This window comes from Rhodococcus sp. NFXS4, assembly GCF_058139645.1.
This window is the reverse complement of the sequence record NZ_CP192221.1, coordinates 2,614,210-2,629,879: the sequence shown is the minus strand read 5'-3', so window position 1 is coordinate 2,629,879 and position 15,670 is coordinate 2,614,210. Positions and strand designations below refer to the sequence as shown.

General features: G+C 69.1%; 12 protein-coding genes, 1 other RNA gene and 1 pseudogene. 9 read left to right on the top strand and 5 right to left on the bottom strand.

The genetic code is table 11. The annotated features are described in order from the left end of the window. Positions 1 to 51 precede the first annotated feature (51 nt). The 7 genes and pseudogenes from ssrA (at position 52) to J4E04_RS12265 (ending at position 6,741) form a co-directional block, all read left to right on the top strand. Positions 52 to 422, top strand: a transfer-messenger RNA (tmRNA) gene (gene ssrA / locus J4E04_RS12295). Between the two features lie 122 nt (positions 423 to 544). Continuing rightward, complete coding sequence (locus J4E04_RS12290) at positions 545 to 1,201, top strand: alpha/beta hydrolase family protein (RefSeq protein WP_037186676.1); 657 nt, start codon at positions 545 to 547, stop codon at positions 1,199 to 1,201. Between the two features lie 59 nt (positions 1,202 to 1,260). Beyond that, positions 1,261 to 2,559 (top strand): NAD(P)/FAD-dependent oxidoreductase, encoded by a 1,299-nt coding sequence (locus tag J4E04_RS12285; RefSeq protein WP_222647052.1) that lies wholly within the window; start codon positions 1,261 to 1,263, stop codon positions 2,557 to 2,559. Beyond that, positions 2,556 to 3,227, top strand: a pseudogene (locus tag J4E04_RS12280) (DUF1365 domain-containing protein); the annotation flags it as partial. The gene J4E04_RS12285 and the pseudogene J4E04_RS12280, both read left to right, overlap by 4 nt. Before the next feature lie 156 nt (positions 3,228 to 3,383). Further along, positions 3,384 to 4,658: a class I SAM-dependent methyltransferase gene (locus J4E04_RS12275; protein ID WP_490150545.1), complete on the top strand. Its 1,275-nt coding sequence runs from the start codon at positions 3,384 to 3,386 to the stop codon at positions 4,656 to 4,658. Further along, positions 4,655 to 5,950 carry an SAM-dependent methyltransferase gene (locus J4E04_RS12270; protein WP_222647053.1) on the top strand — a complete coding sequence of 432 codons (1,296 nt, stop codon included), beginning with the start codon at positions 4,655 to 4,657 and terminating at the stop codon, positions 5,948 to 5,950. Before J4E04_RS12275 ends, J4E04_RS12270 begins: the two co-directional genes overlap by 4 nt. Beyond that, the gene (locus J4E04_RS12265; RefSeq protein ID WP_056447886.1) at positions 5,947 to 6,741 is read left to right on the top strand and encodes a DUF1295 domain-containing protein; all 795 of its coding nucleotides are present in this window, start codon (positions 5,947 to 5,949) and stop codon (positions 6,739 to 6,741) included. The genes J4E04_RS12270 and J4E04_RS12265 overlap by 4 nt, the downstream gene beginning before the upstream one ends. A gap of 79 nt (positions 6,742 to 6,820) precedes the next feature. Here J4E04_RS12265 and treY read toward each other — a convergent pair whose 3' ends face one another. The 4 genes from treY to J4E04_RS12245 form a co-directional block, all read right to left on the bottom strand. Further along, the gene (gene treY, locus J4E04_RS12260) at positions 6,821 to 9,169 is read right to left on the bottom strand and encodes a malto-oligosyltrehalose synthase (RefSeq protein WP_490148692.1); all 2,349 of its coding nucleotides are present in this window, start codon (positions 9,167 to 9,169) and stop codon (positions 6,821 to 6,823) included. Positions 9,170 to 9,178: 9 nt separating this feature from the next. Continuing rightward, complete coding sequence (gene glgX / locus J4E04_RS12255) at positions 9,179 to 11,497, bottom strand: glycogen debranching protein GlgX (RefSeq protein ID WP_328809890.1); 2,319 nt, start codon at positions 11,495 to 11,497, stop codon at positions 9,179 to 9,181. Between the two features lie 80 nt (positions 11,498 to 11,577). Continuing rightward, entirely contained in the window at positions 11,578 to 12,507 is a 930-nt protein-coding gene (locus tag J4E04_RS12250; RefSeq protein WP_490148691.1) for an NAD(P)/FAD-dependent oxidoreductase, read from the bottom strand. Then, positions 12,504 to 13,100 carry a TetR/AcrR family transcriptional regulator C-terminal domain-containing protein gene (locus J4E04_RS12245; RefSeq protein ID WP_222650451.1) on the bottom strand — a complete coding sequence of 199 codons (597 nt, stop codon included), beginning with the start codon at positions 13,098 to 13,100 and terminating at the stop codon, positions 12,504 to 12,506. The genes J4E04_RS12250 and J4E04_RS12245 overlap by 4 nt, the downstream gene beginning before the upstream one ends. 66 nt (positions 13,101 to 13,166) lie before the next feature. Between J4E04_RS12245 and J4E04_RS12240 the strand changes: the two genes are divergently transcribed. Next, positions 13,167 to 13,742 carry a DUF2567 domain-containing protein gene (locus J4E04_RS12240; protein ID WP_490148690.1) on the top strand — a complete coding sequence of 192 codons (576 nt, stop codon included), beginning with the start codon at positions 13,167 to 13,169 and terminating at the stop codon, positions 13,740 to 13,742. A gap of 113 nt (positions 13,743 to 13,855) precedes the next feature. Beyond that, entirely contained in the window at positions 13,856 to 14,932 is a 1,077-nt protein-coding gene (locus tag J4E04_RS12235) for a GGDEF domain-containing protein (RefSeq protein WP_307093221.1), read from the top strand. Here the strand turns inward: J4E04_RS12235 and J4E04_RS12230 are convergent. Beyond that, the gene (locus J4E04_RS12230) at positions 14,925 to 15,593 is read right to left on the bottom strand and encodes an NUDIX hydrolase (RefSeq protein WP_222628480.1); all 669 of its coding nucleotides are present in this window, start codon (positions 15,591 to 15,593) and stop codon (positions 14,925 to 14,927) included. The two genes, J4E04_RS12235 and J4E04_RS12230, sit on opposite strands and share 8 nt — an antisense overlap. Between the last annotated feature and the right edge of the window lie 77 nt (positions 15,594 to 15,670).

Sequence of the window (15,670 nt, the reverse complement as noted above, 5' to 3'; positions counted from 1 at the left end):
CGTGTCCACCGGGAAGACCGGTGGGACGAGACTTCGCCACAGCGGAGGAAAGGGGCTGAACGGTTTCGACTGTGTGCGTCTAGTCAGGGGAAGCGTGCCGGTGCAGGCGAGAGACCACCGCAAGCGTCATCGCAAAAATATAAGCGCCGATTCCAATCAGCGCGACTACGCACTCGCTGCCTAAGTAGCGACTGCGTGTCTGTCAGTCCGATTTCGCCCTCGGGTCGGGTACTGGCATCAGCTAGAGGGCTCACCTGGTCACTCGGTCACGGAGTGATGTGGGACATCAAACAGTGGCTGGGATCGTCATCCAGGCTTGTCTGCGAGATCTGGAGATCCGAGTAGAGGCTTAGCAGACTGCGCACGGAGAAGCCCTGGCAAACCGACACAGGACCCGGGTTCGATTCCCGGCAGCTCCACCGAACGGCCGGACACCATCAGGTGTCCGGCCGTCGTCGTGTCACCCCCCTGACGTCCGGCAGTGAGGGCGCGACGTTCGCCACTGCCAGGCATCCAGCGGCCGGAGCGCCCCGAATCAAGAACCATGAGTGTTGACGACGTCGCGGCCCCGACTCTGCACGGGCTCCGGTCCGGGCCCGCAGACTCCGCGGTGCTGGTTCTGCACGGCGGCAAGGTGACCAGCCACGACCGTGCTCGTCCGTGGCAGCTGTCGGCCCTGCGCATGGTCCCCTTCACGCGCATGCTCCGGCGCGCGACGGGGCCATCGGTCGCGGTGACCCAGTTGCAGTACCGGTACCGCGGCTGGAACGGCGCCGACCGCAGTCCCGTCGCGGACGCGTGGTGGGCGTGCGAGCAGATCCGCGACACGTACGGACCGGGGACTCCCATCACCGTGCTCGGTCACTCCATGGGCGGTCGCACGGCAGCAGCGATCGCGGGGCACCCCGACGTGGTGGCTCTCGTCGCGCTGGCGCCGTGGTGGCCCGATGGCAGGGAGACCGACACCCTGCGCGCCGATCAGCGCCTGTTGGTCCTGCACGGCACCGTCGACCGGTGGACCGACCCCGTCGCGTCCCGCGCCGCGACCGAACGCGCCGCCGCGCGCGGTGTCGACGCCTTGTTCGTTCCGATGGCGGGAGCGGGTCACTTCATGCTTCGATCACCGCGGACATGGTCGCGGCGGGTACGGGAGTTCGTCGTCGACCAATCGCGCGAGGTGTCGTCTACGAAACCCGAGTGACACTGCGAGCGGTCCGACGCACAGCGGCCGGCCGATCGCATCACGTAGGGAGAAGACACATGGCTCACGATGCTCACACCGACCGGCGCATCGCCGTGGTCGGCGCCGGCGTCGCCGGCCTCACGGCAGCGTACGTGCTGTCGAAGACTGCTCGCGTCACGCTGTACGAGGCCGACGGCCGTCTCGGCGGTCACGCGGACACCCACGTCGTGTCCACCCCGCAGGGTGATCTGCCCGTGGACACGGGCTTCATCGTCCACAACGACCGGACATACCCGACACTGCAGCGACTGTTTCGCGAATTGGACATTCCGACACAGGAATCGGACATGAGCATGTCGATCCGCTGCGACGGATGCGGGCTCGAGTACTCGGGTGGGCAGGGCCTCTCCGGGCTGATCCCCGGCCCCGGCAGCGTGGTCCGCGGTCGCTACCTGCGGATGCTGCTCGAGGTCACCCGCTTTCACCGTGTCGCCCGTGCGCTGCTCGCGTCCGGCGACGACGATGCGACGGTCGCCGATGTGCTTGCCCGGCACGAGTTCTCGCAGTACTTCGAATCGCACTTCATGACGCCCCTCGTGTCCGCCGTGTGGTCGTGCGAGCCGTCTCGGGCCCTCGACTACCCGGCCCGGTACCTCTTCTCGTTCCTCGAGCATCACGGGATGCTCGGCGTCGGCGGTTCGCCGACCTGGCGCACCGTGACCGGTGGATCCGCCCGCTACGTCGAGCGTGTCGCCGAGACGATTGCCGACATCCGTTCGGGCACACCGGTGGCCGCCATCCGGCGGGGCGACCGGTCGGTCGAGATCGAGGACGCCTCCGGGCACACGGAGACGGTCGATGCCGTCGTCGTCGCGACGCATCCCCAGCAGGCGCTGAAGATGCTCGCCGAGCCCACCTCGACGGAGCACCTCGTTCTCGGTGCCATGCCGTACTCGCCCAACGTGGCTCGGCTCCACACCGACGAGAGCGTGCTCCCGCGTCTGCGGCGTGCCCGCGCCTCGTGGAACTACCGCATGCCGGCGTGCGATGCGGCGCCGGGCGGAGTGGTGGTCACCTATGACATGTCACGGCTGCAGCGGCTGCCCGACACCGGCTCCCGGTACCTCGTGACGTTGGGCGACGAGGACGATCCCACGGCCGAGGGTGCCGCACTCGACCCGTCCGCCGTGCTCGAGACGATGCGGTACGAGCATCCCCTCTACACGTCCGAGTCGGTCGCCGCGCAGGCGCGACTCGGGGAGCTCGACACCGACCTGGTCGCCTTCGCGGGCGCCTACCACGGGTGGGGCTTCCACGAGGACGGTGCGGCCTCGGGCCTGCGCGCGGCGGAACGTCTCGGCGGGGTCTGGGCATGACCGCCGTCGACACCCGCGCCGCGGCCGGTACTCGCACCGCCATGATCTACGAGACCTCCATCAGGCACGTTCGGCGCGAGCCGATCGAGAACGAGTTCACGTATCGCAGCTACTCGTGGTTCGTCGACATCGACGCACTCCCGTCGCTGCCCGGCCCGCTCGCGCCGTTCGCGAAGATCGACGCCGCCGACCACGTGGGTGATCCGTCGGCGACGCTGCGGGCCAACCTCGACGACTTCCTCCGGGCACACGGCCGGGTACCCGTCGCGGGGCGGATCACGATGCTGACCAACGCTCGTGTTCTCGGGTACGTCTTCAACCCCCTGACGGTCTACTGGCTGCACGATGGCACCGGCCGCGTCGAGCACGTGGTCGCCGAGGTGCACAACACCTACGGCGAACGTCACCGCTACCTGCTGGACACGGACGCGCGCGGGGCGGCGCGCACGCCCAAGGAGTTCTACGTCTCGCCGTTCAACGACGTCAGCGGGGAGTACGCGATGCGCCTCCCGGAGCCCGACGGCTCCCTCGCGCTGTCGATCACGCTGCTCCGGGACGGGCACCCCCCGTTCGTCGCGATCATGTCCGGCACCGGACGCCCCGCGACGACGGGCCGCGTCCTGGGCGTTCTCGCACGAGCCCCCCTCGCCCCGCACGTGGTCACCGCGCGCATCCGGCGTCAGGGGATCGGGTTGTGGGCGCGTGGGCTCCGCACGGTTCCGCGTCCGCCGGTGCGCGGCGACGTACCCGCCGTGGTGGACCGGCACGGTCCGCTCTCCACTCCGCTCGGTTCGGCAGTACCCCCTCGATCAGAAGGCACCAGGATGACTCAGTACGCCGTGGCATCGACCGTCGACGCCGAACGTTGGCCCTCCATCGCGACGGCGCCGGTCACCGTCAAGGCGCGCCTCGCCGCGCCCGTCGCCGACGCTCTCTTCCGCAGGGCGGCAGAACATCTCGCGATCCGGGTCGAGATGCCGAACGGCGTCGTCATCGGAGGTGGCGCGAACGATCCCACCGCCCCGGTGATGACGATCCACCGCCCACGCGACTTCGCGGCGCGCGTGGGGGAGAGTGGGCTCATCGGATTCGGTGAGGCCTACATGGCCGGCGACTGGGACGCGCCCGACCTCACGGCGGCACTCGGTGTCTTCGCCGAACGCATGGCGACCCTCATCCCGAAGTGGTTGCAACGCCTGCGCGGCCTGTACATCCCCAAGCAGCCGGTCTCCGAGACCAACACCACGAGCAACACGCGCTCGAACATCTCGCGCCACTACGACCTGTCGAACGAGATGTTCGAACTGTTCCTGGACGAGACCATGACCTACTCGAGCGCGCTGTTCCCGTCGCTGACCCCGCAGCCCGGATGGGACGACGTCGCCGCCGCGCAGCGGTCCAAGATCGATCGACTGCTCGATCGCGCCGGGGTGACCGCGGGAACACGCGTCCTGGAGATCGGCACGGGCTGGGGCGAACTCGCCATCCGCGCCGCCGAACGCGGTGCCACGGTGCGGTCGGTGACCCTGTCCACCGAGCAACTGGAACTCGCGTGCAAGCGCATCGACGCCGCCGGCCACGCCGACCGGGTCCAGGTCGATCTCCTGGACTACCGACTGGTCGACGGCGAGTACGACGCGATCGTGTCCGTCGAGATGATCGAGGCCGTGGGACACCAGTACTGGGGCGAGTACTTCCGCACCATCGACTCGTTGCTCGCCCCCGGAGGCAAGGTGGCGATCCAGGCCATCACCATGCCGCACGAGCGCATGCTGGCCACGCGCAACACGTACACGTGGGTGCACAAGTACATCTTCCCCGGCGGGTTCCTCCCGTCGATCCGAGCGATCGAGAGCATCACCGAGAAGGAGACGACGCTGCGCGTGCGTGAGCGTCTGTCCATCGGCGATCACTACGCCCGCACCCTGCGCCTGTGGGACGAGCGCTTCCACGCGCACGCCGAGGAGGCCCGGATGCTGGGCTTCGACGACGTGTTCGCCCGCATGTGGCACTTCTACCTCTGCTATTCCGAGGCCGGTTTCGGCTCCGGCTACATCGATGTCCAGCAGATCCTGCTCGAACGAAGGAGCGACCGATGACCGGCACCCCCACCGTGGCCGCACGGCTCGAAGACCTGATCGCCCCCTTCGTGGGCGGCGCGCTGCCGGTGCACCTGACTGCGTGGGACGGCTCGACCGCCGGCCCCACCGACGCGCCGAAGGTGACGCTGTACAGCCCGAACGTCCTGCGACGGTTGCTGTGGAGCCCGGGGGAACTGGGTGCTGCTCAGGCGTACGTCACCGGTGAACTCGACGTGGAAGGTGACCTCGACGAGGCGCTGACGCACGTGTGGGACGTGGTGCGCACCCGTCGGCTGACGGCCGTGCGGCCCAGCCCGAAGGCGATCGTCGAGCTCATCCGCACCGCGGCGTCGCTCGGTGTCGTCGGGGTGAAGCAGGCCCGCCCTCTTCCCGCCCCCGCCTCGCAGGCGGTCATCAAGGGTCGACTGCACTCGCTGGTGCGCGATCGCGCGGCGATCAGCCACCACTACGACCTCTCGAACGAATTCTACGAGATGGTGCTCGACCCGCAGATGGCGTACTCGAGCGGCTACTGGACGTCGGACTCGCCCGACTACGGCCTCGAGGACGCGCAGCGCGACAAGCTCGACCTCGTGTGCCGCAAGATCGGCCTCGGCCGCCCCGGAATGCGGTTCCTCGACGTCGGGTGCGGATGGGGGTCGCTGAGCCTGCACGCGGCGGAACATTTCGACGCGCAGGTCGTCGGCGTCACCATCTCCCGCGAGCAGAAGGCCTTCATCGACAAGCGCATCGCGGACCGCGGCCTGCAGGACCGGGTGGAGATCCGCATCCAGGACTACCGAGAGGTGCCCGACGGCCCCTTCGACGCCGTCGCGTCCATCGAGATGGGCGAGCACGTCGGCGAGAAGAACTATCCGATCTACGCGAAGGCGCTGCACGACAACGTGGTGCCCGGCGGCCGGGTGCTGGTGCAGCAGATGTCGCGCAAGGCGGGGGACAACCCTGGCGGCGGTGCCTTCATCGAGTCGTTCATCGCCCCCGACATGTACATGCGGCCCGTGGGTGCGACGGTCGCCATGATCGAGGAGTCGGGTCTCGAGGTCCGCGACGTGCACGCCCTGCGCGAGCACTACGTCCGCACGGTCGACGCCTGGTACGCGACCTTCGAGAGCCGCTGGGACGATCTGGTCGCACTCGTCGGAGACGAGGTGGCGCGGGTGTGGCGTCTGTACCTCGTGGGCGGCGGAATGGCGTTCCGCGACGGCCGGATGGGTGTCGACCAGATCCTGTCCGTCCGCCCCGACGACCGCGGCGTGTCGTCGATGCCGCTGGTGCGGACACACGGATGACGGACTTCTCCTGGTCCGATCTGGCCGTCGTGTCGGCGTTCTCCCTGCTGGCGGTGGCGGTTGTCCTCACCGTCACCGCGGTCGTCGGCTTCCGTATCGGTCGGCACAACGTGGTCGACGTGAGCTGGGGGGCAGGCTTCGTCGCGGTGGCGATCGCCGCGGCACTGGCCGGGTCCGGCGACGGGTGGCGGCGAGTGCTGATGCTGGTGCTCGTCGGAGCCTGGGGCACCCGTCTCGCGGTCTCGATGTTCCGCCGCTCACGGGGCAAGGGCGAGGACCCGCGGTACGAGAAGATGCTGTCGAACGCGCCGGGCAGCCCCGCTGTGTACGCGATCCGCAAGATCTATCTCACGCAGGGTGTCGCGCTGTGGTTCGTGTCGCTGCCGGTGCAGGTCGCCGCCGTGTCCGACGGATCGTTCGGCGTCGTCTCTGCGGTGGGCGTCGCTCTGTGGGTCCTGGGCATCGTCTTCGAGACGGTGGGGGATCGTCAGATGGACGCCTTCAAGGCGGACGCGTCCCGCAAGGGCACCATCATGGACCGGGGCTTGTGGCGGTACACGCGCCACCCCAACTACTTCGGTGATGCCTGTGTCTGGTGGGGCATCTTCCTGGTCTCCGCGGCGCACTGGCCCGGTGTGCTGACCGTCCTCTCGCCGGTTGCCATGACGTACTTCCTCGTGTTCGCGACGGGTGCGCGGCTGCTCGAGCAGCACATGGCGGAGCGGCCCGGATATCGCGAGTACCAGCAGCGCACCAGCTACTTCGTTCCGCTCCCGCCCCGCAAGGCCTGAGCGGGCCCGACTTCCGGTCACGCACGCAGCCCCGAGGAGGGGTGGTCTGCGCGCGTGACCGGTTCACCTCGAGATCAGGTCACCGTCGGACGAGGAGCGCGACCGGGAGCGCGGAGAGCAGTGAGGACACGGTGACCGTTCCGCTGAACGACCCACCATTCACGAGGTCGGTCCACTCACCGTCCGGCAACGCCAGCGAGGTGTCACCCCATCCGGCCTCGCCGAGGCGCATCGACCACCGCGTGGCGACGGCGACGACGTCGGCGTCACCGTCGGCGGGTCCACGACCGAACGCCACGACGTGGTCGGCGGCGGCGCCGGTCGCGAACACCGGAACGTAGGACCCGCCCACGAAGCTGTCCGGACGGTCGCGGCGCAGCCGTGCGGAACACCGGGTCACGTGGAACTTGGCGGCGCCGCTCGCGTCGAGCGCCGGCGTCCCGTCGATGTCCAGGAGAGCCTTGCGGGCGTCGTAGTCCACGTCCCGGCGGTTGTCGGGGTCGACGAGAGAGTCCTCCCACAGCTCCGTGCCCTGGTAGATGTCCGGGATGCCGGGACCCGCCAGGTGGAGGAGCTTCTGTCCGAGCGAATCGCTCCATGCGTGCGGAGCGATCTGCTGGACGAACGTCGTGAGCGAGGGAGCCACCGCTCCGTCGACGATGCCGTCGATCCACGTGTGGACGGCAGACTCGAAGTCCTCGTCCACGTCGTTCCAGCCGGTGTACGAGCCCGCCTCGCGGATGGCCTTCTCGGCGTAGGCGTGCAGTCGCTCGCGGTACTCGTCCGTGACCACGCCGTCGGTCGGCCAGGTGCCGACGATGTTCTGCCACAAGAAGAGTCCGGTGGACCCGTTGGGCGACGGAGCCTGCTCCTCCCAGTCGCTCAGGCACGCGCGCCACAGGTCGGGCACCTGAGACAGCACGCCGATGCGCGCCCGGACGTCCTCGCCGCGCTTGGTGTCGTGTGTCGAGAGGGTCGTCATCGCGGCAGGCCACAGCCGGGCCCGCTCGGACAGGCGGAGGTGGAACTCCGGCACCGACCGACCGAAGCGGGACGGGTCACCGCCGACCTCCTGGAGCGAGACCAGCCGCGACGTGCGGTAGAACATGCAGTCCTCGACGCTCTTCGCCATCACGGCGCCCGCGACCTGCTGCAGACGTCCCGACGCCTCGCCGCGTGCGGCCACGGCGGCCGCGACGACCTCGAGGGCGGGAACCAGTTCGGGGCGATCCGCAGCGACGTCGCCGAGCAGGCGGGGCAGCATGCCGGCCAGCGGCGCGTAGTCGGAGCGGTACACCGGCATGCGGGCGACGATCTCGGTCACGGCCTCGCGGGCGAGGTCGGCGTCGAACGACGTTCCGGTGTCGCGGGCGATCGCCGCTACCAGGCGCCGCACCTCGGGAGCGAGCTGTGTGCTCGCCGTGTCGGCCTTGATGGTCCGCTCGGCCTCGTGCACCCAGTGTGCGTCCCCCGCGTGGCCGGTGACGTCCGACGACAGTCGCGTCAGCGGCTCCTCGCCCGACGGGTCGAGGAACACCCCACCGAGATCGGCGAGAGCGTCGTACCCGGTGGTTCCGTCGACGGGAAGGGTGACGTCGAGCGGCTCCTCGGCGGTGAGGATCTTCTCGACGACGAGCCACGAGTCGGGTCCGACGACGCCCCGCAAGCGAGCGAGATACTCGGCCGGTGCGGTGAGCCCGTCCGGATGGTCGACGCGCACACCGTCGACGAGACCGTCGCGGAACCAGCTGCCGACCTCGGCGTGCGTCGCGTCGAAGACCGCGGGGTCCTCCTGACGGAGACCGGCCAGGTCGCTGACGGAGAAGAACCGGCGGTACCCGATGCGCCCGGAGCGCCATCCGACCAGTTCGTAGGACTGCTTGTCGTGCAGTGCTTTCGCGTCGTCCCCGCCGTCGTCGGTCGCAGGGTCCACCGGGAAGCGGTTCTCGTAGTAGGCCAGCGTGGCCTCGTCTCCCGACCGGTCGACCGAGAGTTCGTTCACGTCGGCATCGTCGCCCAGCACGGGGAGCGCGATGCGCTCCGCACCGGCCCAGTCGATGTCGAACCACGAGGCGTACTGCGATGCGCGTCCGTGTCTCAGCACGTCCCACCAGAACGGGTTCTCCCGCGCCGTGGCCACACCGAGGTGGTTGGGCACGATGTCGACCACGACGCCCAGGCCGTGGGACCGGCACTCGGCGACGAGGTCCTCGAGAGCGGCTCGACCACCGAGTGCCTCGGAGACGGTGCGCGGATCGGTGACGTCGTACCCGTGGGTGGAGCCCTCGGCCGCCGTCAGGATCGGCGACAGATAGACGTGGGAGACACCGAGTTCGGCGAGATAGGGAACCAGCGACGCGGCATCGCGGAGAGTGAAGCGATCACCCCGTAGCTGGAATCGATAGGTCGAGGTGATCGCGTGGCTCATGTCGCTTCCTTACCCCGTTTTCCGTAGCACCAACAGTGACCGTGCTTGCACCTCGACAGCGGTGCCGGCGACGATGACTCGATCGTCGGCTCCGGTGGCCGAGGCGGTGTCGAGCGCGACGGTCCACTCGTCGGCGTACTTGCCGTCCAGTGTGGTGAAGTCGATCGGCTCGTGATGGGCGTTGAAGCACAGGTAGAACGTGTCGTCGACGACCCGGTTGCCCCGGTTGTCGGGCTCGGGGATGTTCTCGCCGTTGAGGAACACCGCCAGCGACTTGCCGAAGCCGCTGTCCCAGTCCTCCTCGGTCATCTCCTCGCCGGTCGGGGTGAGCCACGCGATGTCGCGCGTCTGCTCCGCCTTGCGGATCGGCCGGCCCTCGAAGAAGCGTCGTCGACGGAACACCGGGTGGTCGTTGCGGAGTGCGATCACGCGGGACGTGAACTCGACCAGATCGGCGTTCGTCTCCGCCAGCGACCAGTCCATCCAGGCCAGTTCGGAGTCCTGGCAGTAGACGTTGTTGTTGCCCTGCTGGGTCCGGCCCATCTCGTCGCCGTGCGCGAGCATCGGCGTGCCCTGGCTCAGCATGAGCGTCGCCAGCATGTTGCGGATCTGACGGGCGCGCAGCGACAGCACCTCGGGGTCGTCCGTCGGCCCCTCGACACCGCAGTTCCAGGACCGGTTGTGGCTCTCGCCGTCGTTGTTGTCCTCGCCGTTGGCCTCGTTGTGCTTGTCGTTGTAGGACACCAGATCGTGCATCGTGAAGCCGTCGTGCGCGATGACGAAGTTGATGCTCGCACCGGGGCGGCGACCCGTCGCCTCGTAGAGGTCGGAGGATCCGGTGAGCCGCGACGCGAACTCGCCGAGTGTCGCCGGCTCACCGCGCCAGTAGTCGCGGACGGTGTCGCGGTACATGCCGTTCCACTCGGTCCAGAGACCGGGGAAGTTGCCGACCTGGTAGCCGCCCTCACCGACGTCCCACGGCTCGGCGATCAGCTTGACCTGGCTCACCACCGGGTCCTGCTGGACCAGGTCGAAGAACGCGCTCAGCTTGTCCACGTCGTGCAGTTCGCGGGCCAGGGTCGATGCGAGGTCGAAGCGGAAGCCGTCGACGTGCATCTCGGTGACCCAGTAGCGCAGGGAGTCCATGATCAGCTGCAGGGTGTGCGGGTGACGGACGTTCAGGCTGTTACCCGTGCCCGTGTAGTCCATGTAGAAATACGGGTCGTCGTCGACCAACCGGTAGTACGCGGCGTTGTCGATGCCGCGGAACGCGATGGTCGGACCCATGTGGTTGCCCTCGGCGGTGTGGTTGTAGACCACGTCGAGGATCACCTCGATGCCGGCTTCGTGGAACGAGCGCACCATCGTCTTGAACTCCGACACGGCCGAACCGGCCATGGGGGAGGACGCGTACTCGTTGTGCGGGGCCATGAAACCGAACGAGTTGTAGCCCCAGTAGTTGCGAAGTCCCTTGTCCACCAGTGTCTGATCCTGCATGAACTGATGCACCGGCATCAGTTCGATGGCGGTGACGCCGAGCTTCTCCAGGTGGCTGATCACGGCCGGATGGCCGAGACCGGCGTACGTACCGCGCAGATCCTCCGGGATGTCCGGGTGGGTCATCGTCATGCCCTTGACGTGGGCCTCGTAGATGACGGTCTCGTTGTAGGGGCGACGCGGCGAGCGGTCGTTCTGCCAGTCGAAGAACGGGTTGACGACGACCGTCGTCATCGTGTGCCCCAGCGAGTCGTGCTGGGGGAAGTGGTTCTCGGACTCGGGCTCGGGCTCTGGATCAGGCTCGGGTGCAACGGTTCTGGCAGTCGCGACGTTGGCGCGGGTCGCGTCGACGGTGCGCGATGCGGTGGCCGATCCCGCGGGGCCGGCGACGTGCGCCTCGCCGGGATGCACGGCGTCGTCGTTCTCCTGCGCTGCGGGCACGGGACGTTCGGGGATGTCGATGTCGTAACTGAAGAGCGAGCGGTCACCGTCGAACGATCCGACGAACGCCTTGCCGTAGGGGTCGAGCAGCAGCTTGCTCGCGTCGCACCGCTGTCCCGCTCCGGGATTCCACGGGCCGTGCACGCGGTAGCCGTACCGCTGGCCGGGCTGGACCTGGGGGATGTAGGCGTGCCAGACGTACCCGTCGACCTCTTCGAGGCGGACGCGGGTCTCGTGACCGTCGGCGTCGATGAGGCAGAGATCGACGGCCTCGGCGACCTCGGAGAAGAGCGCGAAATTGGTTCCGGCGCCGTCGTAGGTGGCGCCCAGGGGATACGCGCTGCCGGGCCATACCTGGATCGATGGTTCGTGTGCATGGTCGACGGACATGCTCGGAACCCTATCCCGGCAGCGGCGAAGGACACCTGTCGGCGAGGTCCGTCGCAGGCCGGAGCGTCGGCCGCCCGGGCTCAGCCCAGTCGTGCGATCAGCGCGTGCCCGAGGTCGGTGCCCGATCGCCAGGCGCTCTCGACGCGGGGCGAGCCCTCCGGGCACCACTGATCCCCGGCGAAGCCGACCAGACGGTCGCCGTGCGAGACGATGTCGTGGCTCGCGTCGTGCTGGGAGGCGGGCTTGGCGAAGGTCCAGCGGTGGGCGTACGTCCAGATCGGAGTGCCGATGCCCGTGAGCGCGGCGACGGCGTCGACGACGGCGGGGATCGCACCGGCGGGGTCGTCGAGGTGTCGCCGGGCGCGCTGCGCGGACGTGTGGGCGACCAGGACCGCGGCTCCGTCGCCCCGGCGTGCGCCGTCGCGCGCGAGGAACTCGACGTCCGCGTCGTCGGACACGAAGGCGGCGTCGGGGAAGGGGAGTCCGGCGGCGTCGTCGTCGGTGAGCCCGAGGACCACAGCGACGACGGGGTCGTAGTCGACGGCGTCGGGCACGGTCATCAGGCGGGAGGCCTGCGGGTCGGGCATGGCCAGGACCACGTGTCCGTCGGGCAACGCCCGAGCCTCGGTGGCGTCGACAGGGATACCGGACAGCAGGTCCTTGACCAGAGATCGCAGGCCCGCCGGCGTTCCCCACCGCGTGGGTCCCGATTTCTGTTCCGGCTCCGCCCCGGCCCGCACCACCGTGAAGGTGTCTGTCCACTCGTGCACGAGACCGCGAGAGGCCCAGTCGGACACGACGTCCCGGAACCCGTCGTCGCGGACGGTGAAGTAGCCGGCGCCCACATCGACTCGGCGTCCGTGCAACTCGGGGGACGACATCCGACCGCCGACGGCGCGGCCCCGGTCACGCAGCACGAACGGGACACCGGCGTCGCGGAGCACGCGAACGCACGCGGCACCGGCGATACCGGCTCCGAGGACGGTGACGGGAGAGGTCGAGGAGGTCACTCGTTCAGCGTACGGACGCGGCTCCGAACGCCGTCGACGAAGAGTTCGAGGCCGAAATCGAACCGAGCGGTGGCATCTCGATCGAGGTCACCGTCGTCGAGGTGTCGATCCGCGGCCAGCGCACCCGCGGACTCCATCTGCAGCCGGGACTGTTCGTCGCTCGTCGCACCCAGCACGTAGTAGAGCAGGGCGTCCGCGGCGTGTCCGGCGTCCTCCGGGGTCAGCCCGGTGGCGCGGAGATCGTCGACGACCGTGGTCCGCACGGGGTGCGTCACCGTGCGGGCGGCCAGGCTGGAGGCGACCACCTCGGCGCCGTCCCGGTGAGCCAGGAGAGCGTCTCGAAGTCCGTGAGCGCGGCCGCGCACGGCGTCCAGCACATCGGAGGTGACGGCAGCGGGCACGGTGTCCAGGCGGCTCAGGATGCGATCGGACACCGCGCCGAGCAGCGCCTGCTTGTTCGCGACGTGCCAGTACAGCGCGCCCGGCGCGACACCGAGCGAGCCTGCCAATCGGCGCATCGTGAGGTCGGCGAGACCGTAGTCGTCGAGAATGGTCAGTGCGCCGTCGACGACGTCGTCTCTGCGCAACTGCATTCCGCACCTCTCCCGACTCGTGTCGCGGGCCCGTCGGCCACGCAGCGACAGCCTAGGCTGGCCGACGTGAGTGATGTCGACACGACGGGGTTCGCCTCGACCGCACCCGGGATCGGCGATGCGGGTCGGCCGTCGCGCGGCGCGTTCAGCCGGCGTTCGATCCGGATCGTGCTCGCGACCGCGGTGGTCGGTGCCGTCCTCGGGATCCTGTGGGCTCTGCTCGCGCCCGTGGAGCACGTCGCTGCCGTCGGTGACGGCCGCGCGATCGTGTTGACCGGCGAGAGCGATCATCGCTTCGACGCACTCGCTCTGTTCCTCTGCGTGACCGCCGCGGCCGGGGTGCTGACCACGGTCGCCGTCTGGGCTCGCGTGGCCGAGCGAGGGCCGCGTCTGGTCCTCGACATCGTGGTGGCGTCGGCGCTGGCGTCCGCCGCGGCGATCGGTGCCGGCCTCGCCGTGGGCGCGGTGCGGTATCCGAGTGCCGACGGCGCCCTTCGCGGCGATGTCGTCGCACTCGCCCCCGGTGTCTCGACGTGGCTGGCTCTGCTCGCGCAACCTCTGGCTGCGGCGGTCACGCTCGTTCTCGTCACGGCGCTGTCGCCGTCGGACGATCTGGGTCGGGACGAGTCCCCCGAGGAGTGATCCGTTCGGGTCTCGGACGCCGGGTTCGTCTGCTTGAATGAGCGCTCTCAGGGCGGCCCACGACGGGCCGCGGGCGGGGGCCGACCTCTTCGAACGGCGAGGGTCTCCAGGACGTGGCGAACACCATTCGGCGGTGGTTGACCAGACCCGTCGATTACGCGTGGACCGTCCACTACTTCGAGACGAACACCGCGCTCGGCTCGACCCGCGTCCTCATCGGTCTGTCCTGCCTCCTGTTCTCCGTCCTGTACGTCGTCGCCGGACTCGCCCCGCCGACCGCGCCGACGGGAGCAGCACTGACGATCGTGCTCGTGAACGCGGTGGGGACCGCCGGCGTCGGGCTCGCCTGGATCCGCGGACCGTGGCCCTCACGCCGGATGTCGACGGCCTTCGTCGTGTACGCAGACGTCGGACTCTCCGTGGTGCTTCTCTCGCTGTCCGACCCGCTCGCCGTGCTGCCCTGCGCGATCCTGTTCGGCGTCGCGAGCAGTTACGTGGCGACGTTCCACACGCCGCGGGTGTTCGCCGTCCACCATTCCCTCACCGTGGTGGTGTGCGTCGGGTTGTTCGTCCGAGCGATCGGCTCGGAGTCCGTGCTCGGAGCGGCGCGCACCTCGCTCGCCGTCACCTACGGATTGCTCATCGTGATGGTTCTCTTCCTCGCACCGATCTCCATCTACCGCCTGCAGTTCCTGCAACGCGGCGACGTCACCGCCGCGTACGTGGATCCGCTGACCGGCCTGCGCAACCGGCGGGGACTCACCGTCGCGGCGGGCGAACTGCTCGGCACCCGGAACGGTCTCGTCGCGGTGGTCATCGACATCGACCGCTTCAAGTCGATCAACGACCGCTTCGGACACCACCACGGTGACCTCGTCATCCGTCGGACGGCGGACACCATCGACGAGATGTTCCCGTCTCCGTCGATCACGGCCCGCACCGGCGGGGAGGAATTCGCCGTCGTGACCGCGCTGCCGATGGACGAGGTGCTCGACCGGGCGCGACGGCTGCGCAGCGCCTACACGGCGCGGTCGGACCACGAGTCGAGTTTGAGCATCGGGGTCGCTCGCGAGGAGCGGGTCGTCACCTCGCACGACGTGGAGGTGCTTCTCATCTGTGCCGATCGAGCGATGTATTCCGCCAAGGCGGACGGCGGCGATGCCGTCGTCGGCTACGGCACTCTCACGTAGGTGGTCGGAGCGCGGCGAACTCGTCGGTCACACGTAGTGCGCTGTCCCGGAAGCGGTACAGCGCGGCGGGACGTCCTCCGGACGGGCCCGGGGGAGCGGTGTGGCCGGTGGACTCGATGACGCCCCGCCGGGTGAGCACCCGTTGGAGATTGGTGGTGTCGACTTGGTAACCCAGTGCGGCGCAGTAGATGTCGCGCAAGGTCGACAGGCTGAACTCGACGGGCGCGAGCGCGAAGGCGATGTTGGTGTACGACAGTTTGGCCGCCAGTCTCGCGCGGGCGTGCGCCACCATCGTGCCGTGATCGAACGCGGTCTCGGGGAGCGTCGCGACCGGGTGCCACGCAGTGTCGACGGGAAGTCGCGGGTCCCCGACGATGGGGACCAGACCGAGGAACGTCGAGGCGATGCGGCGATCGCCGGGGACCCGCCCGGGATCGGAGAAGACGGACAGCTGCTCGAGGTGGCGTACCTCGCGCACGTCGACCTTCTCCGCCAGCTGACGTCGCGCGGAGTCGGTCAGGTTCTCGTCGTTCCGGAGGAGCCCGCCGGGGAGTGACCAGGTTCCGCGCGCCGGGGCGAGTGCGCGCTGCCACAGCAGCACGCACAGTTCGGCAGGCTCGCGGGGCTGCAGCTCGCGCACCTGGAAGACGACGGACAGCACTTCGTGCACCGGTCGGGTGGCCGGATCGGGGGCACTTCCGGTCGGTCCGTCGGCGGCGGTGCTACGATGAATCACGT

Bases quoted from the DNA above. Each gene is read 5' to 3' on its own strand.
- glgX (WP_328809890.1), bottom strand. From the start codon at position 11,497: ATGTCCGTCGACCATGCACACGAACCATCGATCCAGGTATGGCCCGGC.
- J4E04_RS12270 (WP_222647053.1), top strand. From the start codon at position 4,655: ATGACCGGCACCCCCACCGTGGCCGCACGGCTCGAAGACCTGATCGCC.
- J4E04_RS12285 (WP_222647052.1), top strand. From the start codon at position 1,261: ATGGCTCACGATGCTCACACCGACCGGCGCATCGCCGTGGTCGGCGCC.
- J4E04_RS12245 (WP_222650451.1), bottom strand. From the start codon at position 13,100: ATGCAGTTGCGCAGAGACGACGTCGTCGACGGCGCACTGACCATTCTC.
- J4E04_RS12265 (WP_056447886.1), top strand. From the start codon at position 5,947: ATGACGGACTTCTCCTGGTCCGATCTGGCCGTCGTGTCGGCGTTCTCC.
- J4E04_RS12290 (WP_037186676.1), top strand. From the start codon at position 545: ATGAGTGTTGACGACGTCGCGGCCCCGACTCTGCACGGGCTCCGGTCC.
- J4E04_RS12275 (WP_490150545.1), top strand. From the start codon at position 3,384: ATGACTCAGTACGCCGTGGCATCGACCGTCGACGCCGAACGTTGGCCC.
- treY (WP_490148692.1), bottom strand. From the start codon at position 9,169: ATGAGCCACGCGATCACCTCGACCTATCGATTCCAGCTACGGGGTGAT.